A 22360-nucleotide genomic window follows, 5' to 3' on the forward strand; every position below is an offset into this window, starting at 1 on the left:
TAGACACAGAAAAACTCCCCTTACGGTAAAACAGATTTTTGTTTTTTAATCTGTCTACCGTAAGGGGAGCATATCATTTTGGTAGGTACCACTCTTAATTTACTGAGTTTTGTCCCGGCCTCTTCACTCAACCTTATTTTAAGGTACTATTTTTATTAAACACATCGTGTGAGGCAGCGACAGTGATGGTGCGAAACTCATTGCCAAAATTGCGTGTGCGATCCCCCTCTTTGGACCTTCTACAAGAACAATAAAAGTGATACAGCACCCCATTATGGGTGATGACTGCTGGTTTGTGAGCGAATACCGCATCGATCTCGCCTTCTTCTCCAACTCGAAGGATTGGCTCGGGGTATTTTGTCCAATGCAAAAGGTCTTTCGATAGTGCTAGCCCTTCCTGCGCTTTTTTGTAGTCATATCCGAAGTAAAACATCGCCCATTCTTCACCATTTTTGAGCACACAAGGGTCGCTGGCAAATTTGCTATCCCACGCTCCTTCGGTTACGGGAAGGATTGGATTGTGCTTATAGCGGTCCCAATGAATCAAATCATTAGAAAAGGCAACACCCGTCTGCTCTATCCATTTCTCCTTTTGATTTTTGGCATTATAAAAGAGGTAAAAGGTTCCTTCATGTTCAATTAAACACTCTTTATACAGCCCTGCTTGTTCCCATTCTGCTCCCTCTGAGGGGATAAGAATAGGCTTTTCAATGCGATGCCAGTCTAATAACTCTTCATCCTCTGTCCAGGCAAGACCAATTTGAGCTGCCCCTTCCTCATATCCCACTTCAGGATAGGCATGATAGACAAGCCAATATTTATTTTCCCATTTTTTCAAAACAGGCGGCGCATCTATTCGATTTTCTTTTAATATCCAAGTTCCAGCAATGCTCTTGGCGTCCCAATCTGACCCTTCATCTCTTTTTAAAATTAATCCTTTTGGTTCCCAATGCACTAAATCATCACTCGTCGCAAGCGCAGTCTGATAACCTTCCCCATCAAACCCGACATACATCATATAGAAGGTGTCATGATGTTGAAACACAAAAGGGCAATCAACCGCCCGCTCATCAAACGTGCCAGGCTGGCCCGAACCCACTAAGACAGGCTGACCAAGCTTATATGGTGTAACATAAGATTCAATAGTCATCACTTCCACCCCTCACTCTTTTGTTGAATCATTAAATTTCGATGCCCACTCGCTTCAATTGCTCCCGAAGTTCTTGAGCCATGATGGTATATCCAAGCACATTAGGATGAAGACCATCGTCAGCAAGCTCCGACCTTAATTGTTTTCCAGTATGATCAGTCATGGCAGAATGATCATCGACAAATATCCCACCTAATGCTTCCATCTTTTTCCTTAAGCTTCGATTAATATCAAGAATCAGTTCATTGCGGATGGCCGTCTGCTTATTGGTTGCAATACATGTCGGGAGAAGAGATGAGACAATCGGCAAAATATCTGCTTGTTTGGCTAATTGCACCATCTCAACAGTCTCCGTCACCACTTCATCATGGATGCTTTGCGGCGTTTTTAGGTCCTTCTGTTGCCACGCATCTAATGCCCATGTATTGTTGACCCCAACTTTAATTACGGTATATTTAGGATGGAGCTGCACAACATCTGCGGGAAATCTCCGTAACACATATGGCGTCATATCGCCACCGATCCCCCGATTAACGATCCGCCTTCCTCTTCCTCCAAAATAGGTGTCCAAATCCCACATATCCGTTATGGAATCGCCAATAAACACAAAATCAATGGGGGCCTGATGAGCAATAATCACTTCATTATGATAATCAAAAACCTGACGTCGCGTATCTGCGGAAATGACGCCACCGAACATCCCTGGTCTAATCATTGACGGGCGTTTCATGCCTTCACACCTTTCTCATCTCGTCATCTAACTGTTTTTGTTAACGCTCACCTCATGTTAATATCTACACTTAAATGGGCAGTTGTAAAATGCGTACACCCTTTGCAGGAATTTCTATCCTTCCAGAGACGGCCTCACCACTCAGCACATCCTCCTGAGATTCTGAGTCAAGGATGACTTGAGCACGCTCTTTATTATGATTTAAAAGAAACATAAACTGCTTGCCGTCCTTTTCCCGAACACTCACCTCTATATTTTCAGGTGCGTTTAGAATGGGATAAATATGTTTTTCTTGGGTAAGCTTTCGAACAAAATGTTTTAAGAATTCTGGTTCTGGACTTGTTCCAACGTACCAGGCCTGACCCTTTTCAAAGCGATTACAGGTGAGAACAGGAATACCCTGATAAAAATCCTGGCCATATTGAGCGAGGACCTCTGCACCTTCTGCGTGAATTAAATCACATAAGAGCCCACAATCATAGGAAGCTTTAAACCCCTCAAGCTCTTCGACCATAACCATCGTATTCTTTTGCTCCGGAAAAAGGGCATCAATCTCCTCTACCCAAATGCCGAGCAGGTGTCGGAGCTCTCCTGGATAGCCTCCTGTCGTTACCAAATCACTTTCATTGACAATCCCGCTGAAAAACGTGGTAACAAAGGTCCCTCCTCTTCCAACAAACTGTTCAAGCTTTTCTTTTAGCCCTGCTTTAACCATATATAATACCGGTGCCAAAATTAGATCATAACGACTAAAATCTGTGTCAACCCCAATAAGGTCCACTTGAATGTTTTGTTCATAAAGCGCATCATAATAGTTTTGGATTTCATTAAGATAGTTCAAGTCAACACTTGGACCACTTGAATAGTCTATCGCCCACCAATTTTCCCAATCAAATAGCAAGCCAACTCTAGTCTTGATGCGACTATCCAAAAGCCTGTCTCCAATCCTCTCCAATTCCTTGCCTAATTCCGCCGCTTCACGAAACACGCGGGTATGCTCATGTCCCGCATGATCAATCAAAGCCCCGTGAAATTTTTCAAAAGCTCCGATAGAACGCCTCAGTTGAAAATACATGACGCTATCCGCTCCATGAGCGATGGCTTGGTAGCTCCATAGCTTTGTAATCCCCGGCCGCTTCAGCGGATTTTGCGGCTTCCAATTAAGCTGACTCGGGCAGGATTCCATTAACATATACGGCATGCCGTCCTTTAGCCCTCTCATCAAATCATGACGCATGGCTGTGTGACTCATGGGCATATCATTGGTCGGATAACAGTCTAAAGCGACCACGTCCAATGCCTTTGCCCATTTAAAATAATCAAGTGGCTTATAAGTGCCGTTGCTTTGAAAATTCGTCGTTACTATCGCCTCAGGAATAACCGCTTTTATGGCATCCCGCTCTAGAAGATAGCAATCTAAAAGGCTATCAGAATTAAAGCGAGTATAATCCAAAGAGATCCCCTGAAAAACAGTCACCTCCGGCCGCCGGCTATCAATATGCTCACTCAATCGATTAGGCAGCACAATTTCATCCCAGTCATAAAACATATGTCCCCAGAATCTTGTATTCCAGGCTGTATTCAAAGCATCTAATGTCCCATATTTTCGCTGCAGCCACTCTTGAAAAGCCGTTTGGCACTGATCACAATAGCATTGCACACCATATTCATTATTCACATGCCATAGCAAAAGCGCAGGATGAGCTTTATAGCGTTCTGCTAATCGCTGTACCATTTCCCTAGCATATTTCCGATAGGTCGGACTATTTGGACAGGAATTATGACGCCTACCAAATTTTCTCTTCCTTCCTTCGAAATCTACTGTTAACACATCTGGATAACGTTTAGCCATCCAAGCGGGATGTGCAGCCGTACCCGTTCCTAGGCATACCTTGATCTGATGCTTATGAAGATAATCCATGACTTCATCCAGCCAGTCAAAGCTGTACGTCTTTTCATCAGGCTGATTGAGCGCCCAGGAAAAGACATTTATTGTCGCAATATCAATGCCTGCTAATTGAAACAGTCTCATGTCCTCATCCCAGATATCCTTCGGCCACTGATCTGGGTTATAATCGCCACCGTATGGTATTTTTGTAAGTGCTTGCTTAAACATTATCTTTAACACATCCCTTTCTATCTCCTGCGCTTTCCCTCAGTGACTACACGTTTTAACTCTTGAATTCCTCTCACTGGACTAGATAGAACAGGCCGACCGGTTTCTTGACTAAGTGTGTCCTCCATTCTTGCCATAGAGCCTTGAGCGAGGACTAAAACATCCGCTTTTTGAGCAACATGTCTCGCTGTGGCTAATAGTAAGCGATCATGTTCCTCCGGACGCCCACTCACTAAAGCAGCATAAGCCCCTTCGGCTAAGCCATCGATGAGCTGAACCTTCCTTCCGCTGTTTGCAGCCTGTCTTTCGATCAAACGCATGGTAGGCTGTAAAGTTGTCGGTAATGTTGCTAATACACCAATCGTTTGATAATGCTCAACCGCTTCTTGAGCCATTTGTTCATCGATTTTTATGATGGGTGTATCAATCAATGCACGAGCTATATCCGCAACTTCCCCGACCGAAGAACAGGTATTCAGTATCGCATCCGCTCCCATGTCAACAGCATGTTGATAATATTGAAGCAGTCTTTTTTTTACAGAGGCTGTTACCTCCCCTGCTTTCACAACATCATATATCAAACTGTCATCGATAATATTCACTAACCGCTGGTTTGGGAGGTGTTGGGCAAATGCTTTTTTCACCATTTCATCGAGGCCTTGACCTGTATAAACCGCTACTACAGTTTTCATTACAATCTCTCCTTTTGATCCGTGCCATTATTCTTACACACCTGAAAAAAATCTACCGGCCCCACTTGGCCTCCTTTTAAACACAATTCAAGGCCATCGAACGTCAAATGCTCAGAGTAAGCTTTACATAAGGGGCCACCGGGCGTCAGTGGTGTGACCATTTCTAACGCATAGATCTCGAGTTCCTTTAAAACAAAGCCAGAAGTATCCCCACCAGCCACAACAAGCCGACCGATCCCTGTTTGCCTAAGGATCTCTCGACACATGCTTCCTAACGCTTGTCCAATAAGCGGACTGGTATCTGTGGATTTAAGACCACTCGACACTAACCTTTGCTTTATCCTTGCAATACTCGCATCTGCTGGACCATGCGCGCTGTATATCACCACGCTATTTCCTTGCTCAATCAGCTTTGTCGCTTGATGAATGATCTCCAAACAATAATCGGCGCACGTTAGCGGGTCAATGCATTGCTCACCCGAAACCTTGAGGCCTTTAAAGCCATGGTCAAGCGCATAATCAATTTGACTTTGAGTAAGCATTGAACAGCTCCCAGAAATAACAAGGAGTGGATCAATGGATGGAGTGACATTAAATGAGGGCATTGCCAAAGGGATGGCATCAGAGGCCTGCCATGCTTCTGTTAGACCGTATTCAATCCCCGAAGACCCAACAACAAAAAGGGGTGTATCCAAATCCGCAGCCTCTTCCCATATCAACTGACCAACCTTTTTTAACCTGTCTTCATCTAACACGTCAAATAAGAGTCCCATAGGGTGACTGATGACCTTTTGATCAACGATTTGTTTTATCATCTGAAGCTCGCTCGATAATTCTAATATATTAACGGATGAAAACTGTAAATCGGTTTGATAGGACAGATGCAGCCTTAAGTCGGACTCCTTCATGGGTGTCATGGGATGCTGAGACATGATAGGATGCCGATCTAAACGATAGGTTTCTTGATTCAACGTAGCAAAATGATGTCCAAATAGCGTATAGCGTTTTAAAGCAGGTACACCTGCAACAATTGGAATAAAGCGTTGCTCTGAAAAGCATTTTAAGGCGATATCGATCGCTCTTCCTATACTTCCAACCTCTGGTGATGAATCGAAGGTGGAACAGATTTTATAGTGGCAAACACGGGCTTGGGAGGCTTGGATGAAAGAAAAGGCTTCTAAAAGTTCCTGTTCCATCTCTTCTGGTGACAATGACCGACTGACACCGGCAATCCCAAAGGCTTGAATATGTGGAAAGGCTTTTTTGAGAAGATCGCTGGAAGGAGGCTTTAAGAAAAGAACCGTTGGCATTCCCCCACAAGTAAGGGCCTCCATGACATCGGTTGATCCTGTAAAATCATCGCCATAAAAGGCAAGTAATGGCCTTGGCATTCCCTCTTCGAAAAAAGCTGCTTTTTGATCACTCATATTTCCTCATCCTATCTTCAATAAGTAAGCGCTCGCAATGCTATTCTCCCATGATCCTGATTAAAAAAAAATGAACAAATCTAAGCATGAGATGTTCATTTTAAAGATCGCTAGTTTATAGTAGATTGAACAAATTATGTCAGGAAGTATCGCTCGCCCTTCTCTGTTTGAAACACTACTCTTCCTTTGCTGTCCCGATTCGTCTGCAGCACTTTTCCATTGGTTTCTACTCTAAGTGGGCATTGGCTATAGACACGACAGATTTCTCCCGCATGAGAAAGAATCTCTGCTTGAACAAGCTGATGATTGTCCCATTTTATAGTCACTTCAAATCCCTCGCGCGCTCTTAAGCCCTTTACATTTCCAGAAGGCCATGCTTCAGGGAGAGCGGGTAATAAACGCAGAAAGCCTTCATGAGATTGTAGGAGGAGCTCGGCGATTCCTGCAGTCACCCCAAAATTCCCATCGATCTGGAAGGGAGGGTGGGCATCAAATAAATTAGGATACAACCCCCCTTTATGAAAAGCTTCCTTATTTTCAGTGACCAGCATGAGCAATTTTGACAAAAGCTTAAAAGCGCGGTTTCCATCTCCCAAGCGCGCCCATAGCCCGATCTTCCAGGCCAAACTCCAACCCGTTCCTTCATCTCCACGACGATTAAGCGTCGATTTTGCCGCTTCATAAAATTCCGGTGTCTCATCCTTGGTAATTTGACGTCCTGGCAGGACAGCAAACATATGCGCCATATGACGATGCTGGGGATCGGCTTCCTCAAAATCCTGAAACCACTCTTGAAGTTGTCCATATTTGCCAATCCTCATTGGATGAAGCCGTGATTTTGCTTTTTGTAGTTGAGCGACCATCGCTTCGTCTACCTTTAATATTTGTGCCGCTTCAATACAATTGGTAAAGAGATCCCAAATGACAGACATGTCCATAGTCGTTGCTTGACTAATGGCCGCAGGGCCTTCTTCGGCTATAAATAAATTTTCTGGAGAGGTTGCTGGGGCTGTGACCAAATAGCCGTCCTCCCCTTCAATGAGCCAATCCAAACAGAATTCGGCTGCCGCTCTCATTATGGGATAGGCCTTTTCTCGAAGAAAGGATTCATTTTTACTAAAGGCATAGTGCTCCCATAAATGTTGAGACAACCAGGCACTCCCAACCGGCCAAATGGCCCAAACTGCATCCCCGTCCCCATATCCACCGCTCGGGGCAGTCTGACACCAAATATCCGTGCAGTGATGCACCATCCATCCCTTGACCCCGTAAATTTCCGCCGTCCTTTTGCCATTTTCAGCTAGATGCCCTATAAAATCTAAAAACGGAGCATGACATTCCTCCAAGTGACAGCTTTCTGTTAACCAATAATTCATTGGTGTATTAATATTCAAAGTATAGTTACTGCTCCATGGAGGTCGTGTTTCCTTATTCCACAAACCTTGTAAATGCGCTGGCTGCGTTCCTTGCCGTGAACTGGCAATCATCAAATAGCGCCCATATTGAAAAAGTAATTCTATGAGCTTAGGATCACTGGCTCCATAGTGCTGTAAACGTTCATTTGTGGCTAACTCTTCTCCTCCAGCACTCTCCCCTAAATGTAATGTCACGCGATGATACAGGGATTGATAATCAGATAAATGTCTCTCACGCAAAACTTGATAGGGGGTGCCTAGCGCTATTTTAAGGTGATGACAGGCAAGCAGCACTGGCCGCTTATCAGAGGCTTTTGGTGGGCAATTAAATGACTGAAAATTTGTAGCTGCACTGAAAAACAAGACCGCCTCAGTCGCCTCGATGACATGTAGCCCATCCTGGTCAACATGTAATGTGCCATCCACAGTCTTGGCAGTCAGCGCACCGGCAAATTGCAACGCTTGAGAGGCCTTCGGATCATCATATCGGATAGGATTTCCGATCGGTTGATGATTAGGGGCAGAATAAAGAGGCGCTTGGCCCTGCACGACGAAACTCTTCTCCTTCTGTTTCGTTTTATGTCTAAGCAAGCTATCTAATGTGGCATGAAAGGATAGACACCCTTTTTCACTTGCTTTGAGATGGAGGACAATGACTTGATCAGGATAAGAGGCCCAGATTTCCCTCGTATAATCGACATTGCCAATGCGATAATTCACTTGACTCATGCCTTTATCTAAATCGAGTCTGCGGGTATAGGATTGATAGAGATTGCCATGTTCGAAGCGAAGTCGCAATTCCCCGAAAGGCATAAATGATTCTGTATAGGGACCCATTAAATGTTTGCTATACTTATCTGCCTCCTGATAGCGTCCTTTCTTTATGAGGTGTCGCAATGTCTCCAAATGCGCCTTAGCGTCGGGGCATTCCCAGCTTGTCGGCTGTCCAGACCATAAGGTATCCTCGTTCAATTGTAGGATTTCATCCTCCACTCTCCCAAAAACCATTGCGCCTAAACGCCCATTACCAATGGGCAGTGCTTCTGTCCATGCTTTCGCTGGTGAATAAAATTTCAGTTCCATTGTTTTCTCCTTTAAGCAGATTCATTTCATCATCATTCATAATGCAAGGTGTACTTATAATGCGCTCTAAAATCGCCTGGAGTAACGCCGCTATACTTTTTAAAAACACTGAAAAAGTGGCGCACATTCTCATATCCTACCTTTTCCGAAATGACGTTAAATGAAAGGTCAGGTTCCTTTAACATCAGCTCTTTTGCCTTTTTGATGCGATACAAATGTAAATATTGAATAAAGGTAAGGCCTGTTTCCTTTTTAAAGAGCGAGCTAATATAATTTGGATGCAAATACACATAATCAGCAATCTGATCTAAGGACAAATCTTGATCATAGTGTTCATCAATATGAGCAATAATCTTTTTAATATTTTTAGAGATGTTCGCGCTTTCAATCTTTAGAATATGGGATTCTTTTAATGGCACTGTCTGATGGTGATGCTTTGTCTCCCTTAATAAATCGATAGAGACATTTGAAAGAATATTAAACAGCTCCGTCTTATTAACAGGTTTTAATAGATAATCGAGCGTCCGGCAGCGAATCGCTTGATGTAAATACATCTTTTCATCATAGCCTGTTAAAATCACAAAGTTTTCACACAGCCCACGACCGCGAACCTCATGAATTAATTCAAAGCCATTCATCTCTGGCATCTGAATATCGGTAATTAAGAGATCTGGCTTAAAGGAATTGAGCTTTTCTAAGGCATCTACACCATCCCCAGCACTTACAATATCCGTCCAGGGCGTGTTTCCTTTATCAATGATTTTCTTAAGACCTCTAACGATAAGCGGTTCATCATCTACAATCATGAGCTTCAACATGTGCTTTCCCCCTATCCCTTTTTATCAGCATGATATAGGAAGTCCCTTGACCCGGTTCGCTTACAATGTCTAATGTCGACCCCACCCCAAAATACGCCTTTACCCTTTCACTTACATTGTATATTCCCAATCCAGTATGCTTCGTTTCGAGCAAGCTTCTCTCCAGTGTATTGTTCATCACCCCATGAATCACCGCCAGCCGCTCCTCTGTGATCCCCTTCCCGTTATCTGCTATTTCTATTTTCAGGTCTTCCCCTTTTTCTGTAATCATCACTTTAATTTGACCTGGTTTTCTTAAAGTTGAAAGCCCATGATGAATACAATTTTCTACTAACGGCTGTAAGATAAAACGAGGACAGTGCACCTCATGGATAGCTGCATCTATGACGATCTCATATTGGAGACGATCCATCATGCGCAGCTTATGAATCTTGAGATAATCTCTGATATTCTCTATCTCTTTCTCAAGGGTTGTAATATTTCCGCCTGAGGATAAACTATATCTTAATAGCTTACTCAACGTATACATGGCTTCAACCACTTCATGATCATCATTCATTTCTGCAAGCATTCGAATCGCTTCCAACGTATTATATAAAAAATGGGGATTCACCTGCGCTTGTAAAACGAGATAATCTGCTTCTTTCTTCCTAAGCTCAGCACGATGGACTTTATTAATTAATTCGTCGATTCTCTGAATCAGCGCATTATAAGACTCGGTTAAAAATCCGATTTCGTCGTTTCCTTTATCCCCTTTATAGATACTCAGTTTATTTTCATCTACTTTACGCATATGTCTCGCAAGATTGAGCACCCGCTTGGTTAACACCGATGCTATCATATAATAAATACTCGATAATAAGCCAAGAAGCATGAGAAAGACAAAACCATAGATAAACGCCTTTTGGCGGATGTCCTTAAACACTTGGTCAGTGGGGCTAAAAAAGTAGATGTTAAGATGCAAATCTTCCAGATTTAATGAGTTAACAAGTAATTCTTTTTGCTTCCAAATCCAATTGGGCTGCTTAGAGGCATGCAGTTGATGCATCACTGTCTTTACCTCTTGGTTAGTGAAAGGAAACTTCGTGCTTTTATATATAGGCTTGCCATTTGCAACAATTAGAACATGGGAGTCATGGTTAACGTTAACCGCCTTCAAAAATTTGTTTAAGAGATTATCATTAAAAGTCACTTGCATGACAGCAAGCTCTTCTGTATATATGTCATTATAGATTTTCTTATAGTAGGTAAGTTGAGGTAATTGCCTTTGATTGCCCTTTGGGCTTGGACGCCACTCGCCCTGCCCCACCTTTAATCCTGTAACAAGCCTCTTAATGGCTGGAGAATGAATGGCATCCATATCTTCAATCTCATTTTCAATCGGGAAAACATTTTTCTTCATTTTAAAGAGCTTAATAGATTCAATCGCCTTGTCACCTGAATAAGCAAAGGTCAGCATAGGGCGGATATTTTTAAGATAGGTGTATACTTGATTGGAAACAGTCTGATATTGACCATTCAGATAGCCAGTGACACTGGGATTGTACTGAAATAAAGAGTAAATCGAATTCACTTGAGCCAAGCCAATCCGTAAGTTATTCGCTGCTTGATTGATTAGGCTTTGATTAGACTGTGAATAATTTTGCATAATATTGTTGTAGGAGCGCTCATAAAGAATCACCCCAAACAACACAACAGGTATAAAGACAAGAAAGATATAACCAATTATCATTTTTGGTAAAATTCGTCCTGTTATCTTGGTCCTTTTCTCCTTCAACCATCGCACCCATCTACCCATCCATATCCCTACTTTAAGAAATTCGCCATTTACTGCTTCTCTTTACCCTGATAATAACAACATGATGCTTCTGATAGAAGCACTAAAATTTTGGTAGATCAATAGACCTCCCAAAATTTTAGTTTTTTATGCCTTGATTTGCGTCTCTTATTTAGTTCTTGACCTTATTATACTCGTCTATCAGCTTATTATATTGGCTATTCGCATAGTTATCTAGTTTCGTTAAACCAATTTGCTTTGCTGTTTTCATCATATTGTTATAGGCTTTTTTCGCTGCTGAAGCTGAATTGGCTAAGTAGATTTTAGCTTCTTCATTTTGAATCATATTATCTAAGTTGGCTTTAGTCACCTGCTCTTCTGAACCAACAGGCGGATCAATCGCACCTAAAATCGGATCATTTTTTGTATACTTTTTAGCATCCATCATCGCTTTTGTGACCGACGTTCCCGGTACGTAACGTTGCACTTGTTCATTTATACCATTGTCGGCCAAAAGTCCCCACCAAACAGCACCTTTTTTCTTCTGCTCTGATGCACTTTGTGAATCATACTTAAATTTAGGATAACCGCCGTCAGCAATGGGTTGATCTAATGTCCAGTCCTTCCCTTTAATTCCCCACAAGCCCAGCTGCTGACCTTTTTCACTATGCATAAATTGAAGGAATTTAATCGCAGCTTTTGGATTTTTAGCATTTTTGGTAATAAATAACCCTGACCAACCTGCACTATTTGTGGTCAGTTCCGCGTTATCTCCTAACAACTGTGGCACTTGATCGATCTGAAAATCCTTACCTGCCGCCTTAATCTCTGCATTAATGGTCGCCATATCGGTATTATTACAAATCGCAAAGGCTTGCCCGTTTTCTATCATTTCTTTATCTTTATTTGCATCCTTCCAAGTAAAATTCTCTGCAGAAATCAGACCCTCACGATACAATTTATTCATAAACATATAATAGTCGTATTGCTTAGGATCAGCAATATAGTAGGCTGCTTTACCATCAACCTTCGTGAACCCTTGGTAGCCTACGCCAAAATTTACACGAAAATAGTGACTAAGAGCGACTGGGCTTAAGACCAACGGGGTCATTTTTGGATATTTTGCTTTCACTTCTTTTAAAAGATTTACCAAATCATCAAGAGACTCTAGTTTTGGATTGCCAAGCTCTTTCATAATATCTGTTCGTATGGAAAGCGCAGGTACGTTGCCAAGCGCCTTAGGTGTGGACTTAAATTCTTCAGGATTAGTAAAGCCATTCTTTACAGAGTAAAGCTTGCCATCACTCGCCTGATTAAGCACTCTTGCCAATGGATCAATATTAAAATCCTTTACATTATATTTCTTAATGAGTTCATCCCAAGTATAAGAGATCTTAGGATCTGACATCTGCTGAAAATGATCAGAGGTGAAAACCAAATCGGGTAAATCCCCAGAGGAGATCATCAATGGCAATTGCTGACTGTCGGTAGCAACCTGGACTTTAAGCTTTATCCCTGTTTCTTTTGTGATTTCTTCAGGAATTTCTCCTTTCCATTTATCTAATGGCCAATAGCTTTGATCTACAAATATGGAAAGTGTCTGTGTCCCATCTGATGATTTTTTAGAACTTGAAGCATTATCAGAGGCTGACTTTGACGTTTTGTTACCGCTGTCACAAGCAACCAAAAGAGATAAAGCAACAATAATGATAGCCAACAAGTTAAGGCGCATGCGCAGTTTTCTTTTCATGTAAAATCCTCCCTTAATATTTATTCATCTAATCAATCGTTTACTAAAAGCATCTGGGCTTCTAGTAAACGATGAATAGCGTTTTAACCTTTAACCTTTTACGGCCCCAATCATTGCACCTTTGACAAAATATTTCTGCAAAAATGGATAGACACAGATGATGGGAATAATCGATACTACCATGGCCGTAACCTCAAGTGAAAAAGGCGTGGCTTGGGCAACTTTGGCTGCATATTCGGCACCTGGTCCCTGAATATTTGTAGGAATAGAGGCCTGATTAATGACCTGGATCATTTTATAGGTCAGTGTTCTAAGATGCTCATTTTGTACATAATAGGCGGAATCGAGCCACGAATTCCATTGTGTGACTCCAATAAATAGAGCCATCGTCGCTAATACAGGCTTAGAGATGGGCAGGATAATCTTCAAAAAAATTCTCAGTTCACTTGCACCATCTATTCGTGCAGATTCCTCCAATTCTGAGGGAATTTCTCGAAAAAAGGAAATCGCGATAAAAAGTAAGAAGATGTTTAACATAGAAGGCAGAACATACACCCAAAATGTATTCAATAAATGAATCTGTCTAAGAATGACATATAGAGGGATAATGCCTCCCGAAACATACATACCAATAATAAAGATAGCAAAATACACTTTTTTAAACATGAGCTGTTTATAAGCTAAGCCATAAGCGACAAGACTTGTAAAGCCTACGCCAAGAAATGTGCCTACAACGGTTCGAGCGACGCTAACAAAAAATGCTAGGATCCAAGAAGGATCGGTGACGAGCGTTTTGTAATTGACCAGCGTGAAATGCCTCGGCCAAAAATAAATGCCTCCGAGAGATGAATCTAATCCATTATTAAAAGAAATCACAATCAAATAGTAAAAGGGATAAAAAGTAGCGATAAAAATAAGCGCTAATAGAAAGTAGTTAATACCATCTACAAGATAATCTTCTAATGTCCTTCGTTTCATAATGGACCTCCTTTCTAACTGTTAAAATAAGCCCGTTTTCGTTGTCTTTTTAGCAATCCAGTTGCTTCCAAAGATCAAGATGACCGATATCACAGACTGTAAGAGGTCGATAGCTGTCGCATAGGAATAACGTCCTTGAGCAAGTCCCATTTGAAAAGCGTACGTTTGTAATATCTCTGATCGTCCCGAGTTAACTGAATTACCCAAAAGGAACGATTGCTCAAAATTGGAGCCCACTAAACCGCCGCCAAGCAAACTGCCAATGGCTAAAATAAGCACAACCACAATGGTGCCTCGTATAGCAGGAAGTGTGATATGCCAGATCCGTTTTAAGCGACCAGCCCCATCAATCTGTGCTGCTTCATACAAGGTTGGATCGATGCCACTTACAGCGGCTAGAAAAATAATCGTCCACCAGCCCGTTTCCTTCCACATCGCGGTCCCAACCGCAAGCCCCCAAAAATGATGAGGATCTGAGAGAAAGTCGATCGGATGATGAATAATCCCTAATTTCATGAGAAAATCGTTAAATAATCCTGTGTCAGTAGATAAAAAGACAGAAGCAAGACCCGCAACAACAACCCAAGAAATAAAATGAGGAAAATAGCTGGTTGTCTGTACAATCCTTTTGACAACACTGATACGAACTTCATTCAGCATGAGTGCAAGAATAATAGGAATCGGGAAAGTAAAAATCAACTTTAAAAAGCTTATAGCTAAGGTATTCGTTACAATCGTTTTAAATTGATAGTCATGAAAAAACTGAATAAAATATTTAAATCCCACCCAATGACTTGTAAAAATGCCTGAGATTCCATCTGTTATCGAATAGTCTTTAAAGGCCATCAATATACCGAACATCGGCAGATATTGAAAAATAAAGAGAACGATGAGCCCTACGATCACGAAGAGTTGTGGAGAGGCCTGTTTTCTTAAGCGCTTCCAAACAGAAGGCTTAGAAACAGAATATATGGGTAATCTCGTATCTTGCACTTTCGGCTTCAAGGCGCACTCTCCCCTTTCAAAAGAAGTGGTCTGACTTATTTTTGAACTTTCACTATATTTATTGTACGACTGATTAAACACGCTGCGAAATTGTCTATATTTAAGATATAAGTGTTCAATTTTTAGATTCTTGGAACATTTCAACCCACTATTTAGTCGAAAAATGGTCTATAGCTGCTTGCAGCACTGGATATTTTTCTGCATAATGATGTAACTCAATTCCTTGAGTCGCAGCCTCCCATGCATATTTCATACTCTCACATCCTGCTGCCACACCATTAGGATGAGCCAATATTCCCCCCCCTGCCAAATGCATCACATCAATCGATTTTATATTGCTGTAGGTTTCTTGAACAGTTCCTGCCCATTGACCAGAAGAAATGACAGGCATCGTCTCATAGCCTCCTAAGAATGGCTTCAAGGTCGACTGGATAGAGTGAACAACTGAAGCATTGCTCTCGTAAAATTTGCTATTAAGTCCATTCACATGAAGATGGTCAGCCCCAGCAAGCCGACATAGCTTTTGATAGACATTGAAGTCCATGCCTAAGAAAGGAGCACGGGTGTACATCCCCCACTGATTCCGATGCCCATGAATGGGGACCTCACTAAACCTGCTAAGATAGCTCAAGCCAGAAAGACCTATGCTATTGATACTGACCATAACGCAATTACCGCCTGCACTCACAACGCAATCATGATGGGCTCTTAGCTGATCGATATCACCTGTAATATTAAAAGCATACATGACCTTTTTCCCTGTTTTATCGGCAGCTCTATGAATCGCCTCCATAACTGCCTTCACCTTTTTTTCTAACGGGGCATAAGGCGGATTCGCATTGAGTTCATCATCCTTGATAAAATCTAATCCCGACGTGGCTAGCTCATAAACAAGCTGCTGCAAGGCCTCTAAAGTGAGGCCAACACTCGGTTTGATAATCGTCCCAATAATCGGACGACGATAGACACCTATGAGCTTTCGCGTTCCCGCTACCCCATATCTAGGTCCTTTATACCCCTCGCTAAAACCTCTAGGAAACTCAAGATCTATCAATCTGATTCCTGTTAACTCTTGCAATTCAAAGAGATTGCCAGCTACTGTTGCTAAGATATTGGGCAGAGAGATACCGAAGTTACAGACTGGAAATGCAATGACCACCTCCCCGCGATGGTACACCCCATCATGATGGGAGGGGATTTTTCCTCCAGGTAAACTCGGGTGGGTGACATCCTCTAGTGGCGTCACCTTAACGATTTGTGCCCTATGCCTCTCTTTTAATGCGTGGGTTTCACCGGGGACGGTAACAAAGGTGCCTGTCGATTGCTCCCCAGCAATTTTTTCAGCAGCATAATTGAGAGAATAGGGGGTTTCTACTAGGTACGTAGCTAGTAATCGATCCTCGTTCATTTTCCAGCCTCCCTCAATGTATCTGAACTTCCTCAAGGATCATAACCCCTTTAGAAGGAAGATAAAGCTCAGATTTTACTGTCTCTCCATTGATCCATTCTTTGTAGCATTTATCGCCTAAATCAATATGTTTTATTTCATCGGCATGATTGAGTAAGAAAATATAGTCCTTGCTTGCTTTTGAGCGGCAGGTAACTTCAACACCTTCAGGAACCTCCATGACTGGCCGAATGTCCCGGCTATCACATAGATGCTGAACAAAATGTTCGAGAAAGGCCGCTTCAGGGCTTGTCGCCACATACCACGCTTCGCCTGCTCCAAATGAATTTCGCGTGAAGCATGGCATGCCTTTATAAAAGTCTTGCCCATATTCCGCCATCACCTCAGCCGTTTCAGTATGAAGAAGATCACATAGGATCCCACAATTATAGGCTGACTGTAAACCGTTGACTGCTTTAACCATTCTCATTTGATTAGATTGCTCAGGAAAAAGCGCATCAATCTCTTCTACCCAAATCCCTAATAGCTTTCTGAGCTCACCTGGATAACCACCGAGGATCACGCGATCATGTTCATCAACAATCCCGCTAAAAAATGTTGTAACCAAAGTCCCACCACCTGCAACAAAGGCTTCAAGACTTTGAGCGACCCCAGCTCTAACCATATAAAGGACTGGAGCAACAACAAGATCATAATCACTAAGATTGGATTCAGAGTGAATAATATCTACCGGGATATTTTGAGAATAAAAGGCATTGTAATATTTTTGGACTTCAGCAACGTAATTCAACTGATCGCTTGGGCCACTTGATAAGTCCACCGCCCACCAGTTTTCCCAATCAAACATGATGGCTACTTTCGCATGAATTCTAGAGTGGATAAACGTGCTGCCCAAGGTTTGTAACTCCTTGCCTAATTCGGAAACTTCACTAAAAACCCGGGTATGCTCATGCCCTGCATGTTCAATGACCGCACCATGAAATTTTTCAGAAGCACCGATAGACCGACGCAGTTGGAAAAAGAGAATGGCATCTGCTCCCCTTGCCAGTGCTTGATAGCTCCATAATCTCATCACCCCTGGACGTTTTAACGAGTTATAGGGCTGCCAATTTTGCTGGCTAGGGGTTTGCTCCATGATCAAAAAAGGAGCCCCCTGCTTCATTCCTCTCATCAAATCTAAACGAAATGCCGTTGTGCTGATGGGCGTATCAAAAGCCGGGTAATTATCCCAGGCAACAATATCGACATAGTTACTCCATTTAAAATAATCAAGAGGTTGGTAGGTTGCATGACCATGATAGTTAGTTGTGATCGGGATATCCGGTGTAATCTCTCTAAGGATGTGATATTCATCCAAATAGCGCTCCAGCACACAGTCTGAATTGAAGCGATAATAATCGAGTGAAATACCTTGAAAGACCGTTTGATTGGGATCGTCTCTATCAATATGCTCACTTAACAAGTTCGGCAGGACAATTTCATCCCAATCATAGAAAGTATGCCCCCAAAAGCGTGTATTCCATGCCTGATTCAGTTCATCTAAAGACCCATACCGCTTCTGCAGCCATTTTCTAAATTCACGCTCACAGCGCTCACAATAGCATTGACAGCCCATCTCATTGTTGACATGCCATAGCATGACAGCTGGATGATCCCCAAAACGCTTAGCAAGGTTCTCTACTAAGCGTTTTGAATAAAGTTGGTAGGTCGGGCTATTCGGACAGCTATTATGACGAAAACCAAATTTTCGCTTACGCCCTTCAAAATCAACACTTAACACGTCTGGATAGCGTTTGGCCATCCACGCCGGATGTGCCGCTGTACCAGTCGCCAAACAAACATGGATGCCATTAGCATAAAGCTTATCGATAATCTCTTCTAACCAATCAAAATTATAGGTTGCCTCATCCGGTTGATTCAGCGCCCATGTAAACACATTAATCGTTGCAATATTAATATTAGCGAGTTTAAAGAGGCGCATATCCTCATCCCAAATCTCTTTCGGCCATTGCTCAGGGTTGTAATCTCCCCCATATAAAAGTGTAGGAAACTTATTACTCACCCGCCTCATCCTTTCTTTTTCATTATGGTGTCATCTTCATTAACTTTACTGGTCCAAAAAGACCTCCTGAAGCAAATTGCTGAGGGGTTCCCGAGGTATTGCTCTCATTCCAATATAACGGTTCCCCTCCAACCACATGACTGGGGCGACCGACTTCATAATGCGTCCCCAACGTATTGGTCACTCTAATCCGTAGCTGATGACGTCCTTCTTTAAGGACCTGAGTTGCTGTGAAAATATAAGGTCTCCAGACGCGTATTCCCAACGCCTCATCATCAACCCATAGCTCTGCCGTGCCTCTAACATGACCAAGATCAATCGCTACTTGGGCTGCTTCCGACAGTTCGAATGTCGTCACGTACTCTACAGCGCCACTATGATGAGGTAAACACAGCTGTGTGCGCCAGTCCCCTAATTCTCCTCGACTATAAGTCGTCTCAAAACGAATGGGAGCATTTAAAACATCAGCCTCTGCATAAGGACCCTTCGGCTCTACACGGACAGTGGCCAGTGCTCCTGCTTTCTGAGCCGGGAACGTCGCCTCGCCATGCTGCACTGCGACCTCGTTCCCATCAATCCACATTCGCAGATCTCCTTTACAGCCTATCTTGATTTTCTTTGTGCCAACAGGCATAGGCAGCCTTAACCATACAGCCTGTCCCAATTGGTTGGGTTGATAGATAAAGGGTAATGGTTTGGGATCTGGAACAGAATGAGGCATCAGCCAACCCACATCAGGTAAGGGATGAGGACGAGAGGTCATCCATAAGGATTCTGTTTCTGCAAATTGCAAGACCGCCTCATGAAGCACTTTAGAAGCGCCGCCTTGTTCATCTTTCCAGGCTTCGGTTGTACAAAATATAGACGTCTCACCGTCGGCGTATTCAATAACGCCGTCAGCAAACACTTCTCCTTCACCCTCTGGCAATTCAAAGCGAATGACGTTGTCCCCTTTATGCCACAAGCCGGTAACATCAACTTCCTCTTGCCCCTGACGTATATACGGATTAAAGTCACCATGCTCCGTCACCTTGTTGCCATTAACGTACAGAGCAACCCGCCCTCTAGCAGCGAACACCATCCGCACATTTTTGATAGGCTGCTCCCCATCATAATAAAGAGAGGTTGTTATCGCTGATTGAGCATGCGGATGTTTGACATGTAACCATTTTGGTAAAGGCGCTCTTTCAATTCTATTGACTTCTACTCCAGCTCGAATTAAGCCCGTGATAATGGCTTCCGCTACTAAAATCAGTTCATTTTCACCTTGTTCAAGCTCTATCCATGCCGTTTGTTCTTCAGGACCTCCCTGCCATTGAATCGCTTGTTGATTCACTGTTCCAGTCACCTTGGCGTTTGATTCAACACGCATCCAATACCGTCCTTCTTTAGGAGCAATCACATGTGTTCTGACACAAACTGAGGCCCCCTTCTCAACCTCCCCTAAGTTAAGGAATCTTCGCGGAACGCGTCCCATCCGCCCCGCCCACGTCTTAAACGCTTGATCTCCTAGTGTGTGACTATAAATGACAGGCCAAGCCGCTGATTCCTCAAAGTGCTTGCCGTGACAGGCCATCCAGTAAGCCGCCTCACTCCAAAGCCGCTCCTTCCAAGAGGCATCCTCTGTCTCTAGCTGAAACCATGCTTCCTTCAAGCCTTGAGAAGCGAACGTTTCCTGCTTCACCTTTACCATTCGGCGTTCGATTGGCATAAAGGCATTCCTTCCATGTAAATCAAAATCACCATACCGATTATCTAACGTTGAAATAGCCAGGACACGCCATTGATCATCGGGGAGTAATTGCACTTTTCCGCTATTCAAAAACTGGCTCACTAGATCTTCTTGCACTCTTGATTGCTTCTTTGTGTCCCATGCACACACAATCAGCGCTGCTGGCCAAGAATGAAAAGGAACCTCCACTTCTATCCAATCCCCATCCCGTGTGTAATCAAGAGATAGCTTTTTGCCCGTTACAGGATCCCATAGCTCAGGGGCACCAGACGTTCTTAAGCGATACACCGTACTTTTCTGCAGTGTCTTCCCCGGTACAGCTGGCTGATGCATATTGAGCAATTCTCCGTGTTCTGGGAGCAACAGAAAAATGTCAGCATCCTCCACGTGGCGCTGAAGTGCCATCCCGCCCCCTTCAATTCGCTTCGGAAGCTGGCCTTCAATCACCTCAACCGCTGCCTCAGCGGAGTTAACATAATGAACACCCGCAAGTGTTTGCTGAGCCTCGGGGACTTCAATGGCAATGACAAGACCTCCCTGCTGAATCCATGCCTGTACTTTATCGAGCGCTTCTTCCTCCATAATCGTCGTCCCGCAAAGGAGAAGAACAGCGAACTGCTCGCCTGCAATATGCAGTCGCTTTCCAGCAACCGCCGCTTTAACAAGAGCCGAATCATCAACGATATCGAAATCTCTTTGTGTTTGCCGAAGTGCCCCAGTTGCCGTTAGTTCTCTGCGATTCCAGCGCCCTGTCAACGATTTATAGACCTTCTCAATATGTTTAAGTTCATCATTAGGCAATCGATTGGCAATCAGCATCGGATGCTCGGCGCTTGTGCCATCGCTTAATGACATCCAGCCACTGGCTGCATAAGAAGGATAATGAATAGCAATGTCAGCTACATGATCGCCCTCACTCAATAAAGCACAGACTCGACTGACTGTATCTGCAAATACTGAATAATGCTCAAAATAAGGCTGTCGCCATCCCGTATCTGGTGGTGCCCATTCCCACCATCCACCACGCGTACTGTAGTATACCGCATGGGGACTATATAAAGTCGCTCCAGCCTGAAACCATGGAATAAGCCAATGCATCGTCTCTTCCAGTGTCCCGCCCCAGCCACTGGAATGAAAGGCTTCCAGCCATACACGCTTACCACCATGTAGATGAACCATCGAAGAATGGGGTTTGATCTCGCCATCCATATCAGCCCCCGGTGAGCTATACCAGCGATGGGTTCGAAAATAATTCAAGTAGAGGCGCTGAGCTCCGTGGGGATCAACTTTTCTAGCTGGTCCCGCCTGATCACACCCAATCAGCATATGGTGTTTTTCATGCCACTCTGAAATGGGAATAAAAAATGCTTTTTCTGCTAACTCCGCTGCAATTTTATAGACCCGTCTCCTTACTTCCGAAAAGCCTTCCAGCTCTTCAAATAGACAAGGCAATTTGGCAAGCAAATCATCCTGATAACGCTCTTGATATAATTCTGGCATTTCCTTCGTCCATAATGGCAATGGAGGTAACTCATCTTGAAAGCTCCCTGCAATGGTTTTGCCTAGGTCATAAGGAAAGCGCCGTTCAAATTCACCATGGATTTTATCTAATAAGAGATGCGTTGCCCTTGCATCAAGCCAATTGAATCCTTGGCGCATCGCAACATAGGTATAATCCCCTATGTGCCCTAAGAAATCAGCCCCTTCAGGAATGACCTCTTCTTGCCGAAATCTTCTCAAAACATAACCTGAGTATTCGGGATGCTCCGATACAATGCGTGCTGGAAAATTAGCACCAGAAAAGCCAATTTGATCATAAAACCACAGCCGCATGCCTAGACGCTCTGCCTCGCGCAAGGCCACCTCAAACATCTCCCACCATGCCTCACTAAAATAGGCCGGCTGATCACTTACACTGCCATACTGCGGTCCAGTCGGAGCAATATTGATGATACCGATATTACGCAAGCCACCCTCTCTAAACTTCTTCAATTGCCAACGGACACGTTCAGGTGTAATTTCTTCTGCACTCCACCACCAAAAAGGAACGGGTCCAAATCTTGGATCAGCCTTCGTAAAACTGTGCCGTAATTGCTCTACGTTCATACACCTCACCCTTTACCCTTCAAATTAATCCGCTTTCAAAAAGTCTTGCCCACTATCTAACCGTTTCTCTTTCACTCTCCATGTTAAATTTCCACTAAGGTCGTGAATAGT

At 43.3% G+C, this 22360-nt stretch carries 14 protein-coding genes; all 14 read right to left on the reverse strand.

Annotated features, from left to right (window positions below; translation table 11 throughout):
* Positions 1-133 precede the first annotated feature (133 nt).
* Entirely contained in the window at positions 134-1150 is a 1017-nt protein-coding gene (locus tag IEW82_RS16925; protein WP_188697375.1) for a family 43 glycosylhydrolase, read from the reverse strand.
* A gap of 31 nt (positions 1151-1181) precedes the next feature.
* On the reverse strand, positions 1182-1880 hold the full coding sequence (locus tag IEW82_RS16930; RefSeq protein ID WP_188697378.1) for a GDSL-type esterase/lipase family protein: 699 nt from the start codon (positions 1878-1880) through the stop codon (positions 1182-1184).
* A gap of 70 nt (positions 1881-1950) precedes the next feature.
* Complete coding sequence (locus IEW82_RS16935) at positions 1951-3996, reverse strand: beta-galactosidase (RefSeq protein ID WP_188697493.1); 2046 nt, start codon at positions 3994-3996, stop codon at positions 1951-1953.
* Between the two features lie 20 nt (positions 3997-4016).
* On the reverse strand, positions 4017-4688 hold the full coding sequence (locus IEW82_RS16940) for an aspartate/glutamate racemase family protein (RefSeq protein ID WP_188697381.1): 672 nt from the start codon (positions 4686-4688) through the stop codon (positions 4017-4019).
* A complete protein-coding gene (locus tag IEW82_RS16945) occupies positions 4688-6115 on the reverse strand; it encodes a four-carbon acid sugar kinase family protein (RefSeq protein WP_188697382.1) in 1428 nt (475 codons plus the stop codon). The genes IEW82_RS16940 and IEW82_RS16945 overlap by 1 nt, the downstream gene beginning before the upstream one ends.
* Before the next feature lie 134 nt (positions 6116-6249).
* Positions 6250-8613: a glycoside hydrolase family 95 protein gene (locus IEW82_RS16950; protein WP_188697385.1), complete on the reverse strand. Its 2364-nt coding sequence runs from the start codon at positions 8611-8613 to the stop codon at positions 6250-6252.
* Between the two features lie 32 nt (positions 8614-8645).
* The gene (locus IEW82_RS16955) at positions 8646-9431 is read right to left on the reverse strand and encodes a response regulator transcription factor (protein WP_188697388.1); all 786 of its coding nucleotides are present in this window, start codon (positions 9429-9431) and stop codon (positions 8646-8648) included.
* Complete coding sequence (locus IEW82_RS16960; protein ID WP_229672719.1) at positions 9406-11208, reverse strand: sensor histidine kinase; 1803 nt, start codon at positions 11206-11208, stop codon at positions 9406-9408. The genes IEW82_RS16955 and IEW82_RS16960 overlap by 26 nt, the downstream gene beginning before the upstream one ends.
* Before the next feature lie 172 nt (positions 11209-11380).
* Positions 11381-12958: an extracellular solute-binding protein gene (locus tag IEW82_RS16965; RefSeq protein ID WP_188697404.1), complete on the reverse strand. Its 1578-nt coding sequence runs from the start codon at positions 12956-12958 to the stop codon at positions 11381-11383.
* A gap of 90 nt (positions 12959-13048) precedes the next feature.
* On the reverse strand, positions 13049-13936 hold the full coding sequence (locus IEW82_RS16970; protein WP_188697407.1) for a carbohydrate ABC transporter permease: 888 nt from the start codon (positions 13934-13936) through the stop codon (positions 13049-13051).
* 21 nt (positions 13937-13957) lie between these two features.
* The gene (locus IEW82_RS16975; RefSeq protein WP_229672721.1) at positions 13958-14941 is read right to left on the reverse strand and encodes an ABC transporter permease; all 984 of its coding nucleotides are present in this window, start codon (positions 14939-14941) and stop codon (positions 13958-13960) included.
* A gap of 148 nt (positions 14942-15089) precedes the next feature.
* Positions 15090-16349 carry a ribulose-bisphosphate carboxylase large subunit family protein gene (locus IEW82_RS16980; RefSeq protein ID WP_188697410.1) on the reverse strand — a complete coding sequence of 420 codons (1260 nt, stop codon included), beginning with the start codon at positions 16347-16349 and terminating at the stop codon, positions 15090-15092.
* Between the two features lie 13 nt (positions 16350-16362).
* Positions 16363-18420: a beta-galactosidase gene (locus tag IEW82_RS16985; RefSeq protein WP_188697414.1), complete on the reverse strand. Its 2058-nt coding sequence runs from the start codon at positions 18418-18420 to the stop codon at positions 16363-16365.
* Positions 18421-18433: 13 nt separating this feature from the next.
* Complete coding sequence (locus IEW82_RS16990) at positions 18434-22249, reverse strand: hypothetical protein (protein ID WP_188697417.1); 3816 nt, start codon at positions 22247-22249, stop codon at positions 18434-18436.
* Positions 22250-22360 lie beyond the last annotated feature (111 nt).

This window comes from Pullulanibacillus camelliae (assembly GCF_014642655.1).
Classification (GTDB): domain Bacteria; phylum Bacillota; class Bacilli; order Bacillales; family Sporolactobacillaceae; genus Pullulanibacillus; species Pullulanibacillus camelliae.

Bases quoted from the DNA above. Each gene is read 5' to 3' on its own strand.
- IEW82_RS16925 (WP_188697375.1), bottom strand. From the start codon at position 1,150: ATGACTATTGAATCTTATGTTACACCATATAAGCTTGGTCAGCCTGTC.
- IEW82_RS16930 (WP_188697378.1), bottom strand. From the start codon at position 1,880: ATGAAACGCCCGTCAATGATTAGACCAGGGATGTTCGGTGGCGTCATT.
- IEW82_RS16935 (WP_188697493.1), bottom strand. From the start codon at position 3,996: ATGTTTAAGCAAGCACTTACAAAAATACCATACGGTGGCGATTATAAC.
- IEW82_RS16940 (WP_188697381.1), bottom strand. From the start codon at position 4,688: ATGAAAACTGTAGTAGCGGTTTATACAGGTCAAGGCCTCGATGAAATG.
- IEW82_RS16945 (WP_188697382.1), bottom strand. From the start codon at position 6,115: ATGAGTGATCAAAAAGCAGCTTTTTTCGAAGAGGGAATGCCAAGGCCA.
- IEW82_RS16950 (WP_188697385.1), bottom strand. From the start codon at position 8,613: ATGGAACTGAAATTTTATTCACCAGCGAAAGCATGGACAGAAGCACTG.
- IEW82_RS16955 (WP_188697388.1), bottom strand. From the start codon at position 9,431: ATGTTGAAGCTCATGATTGTAGATGATGAACCGCTTATCGTTAGAGGT.
- IEW82_RS16965 (WP_188697404.1), bottom strand. From the start codon at position 12,958: ATGAAAAGAAAACTGCGCATGCGCCTTAACTTGTTGGCTATCATTATT.
- IEW82_RS16970 (WP_188697407.1), bottom strand. From the start codon at position 13,936: ATGAAACGAAGGACATTAGAAGATTATCTTGTAGATGGTATTAACTAC.
- IEW82_RS16980 (WP_188697410.1), bottom strand. From the start codon at position 16,349: ATGAACGAGGATCGATTACTAGCTACGTACCTAGTAGAAACCCCCTAT.
- IEW82_RS16985 (WP_188697414.1), bottom strand. From the start codon at position 18,420: ATGAGGCGGGTGAGTAATAAGTTTCCTACACTTTTATATGGGGGAGAT.
- IEW82_RS16990 (WP_188697417.1), bottom strand. From the start codon at position 22,249: ATGAACGTAGAGCAATTACGGCACAGTTTTACGAAGGCTGATCCAAGA.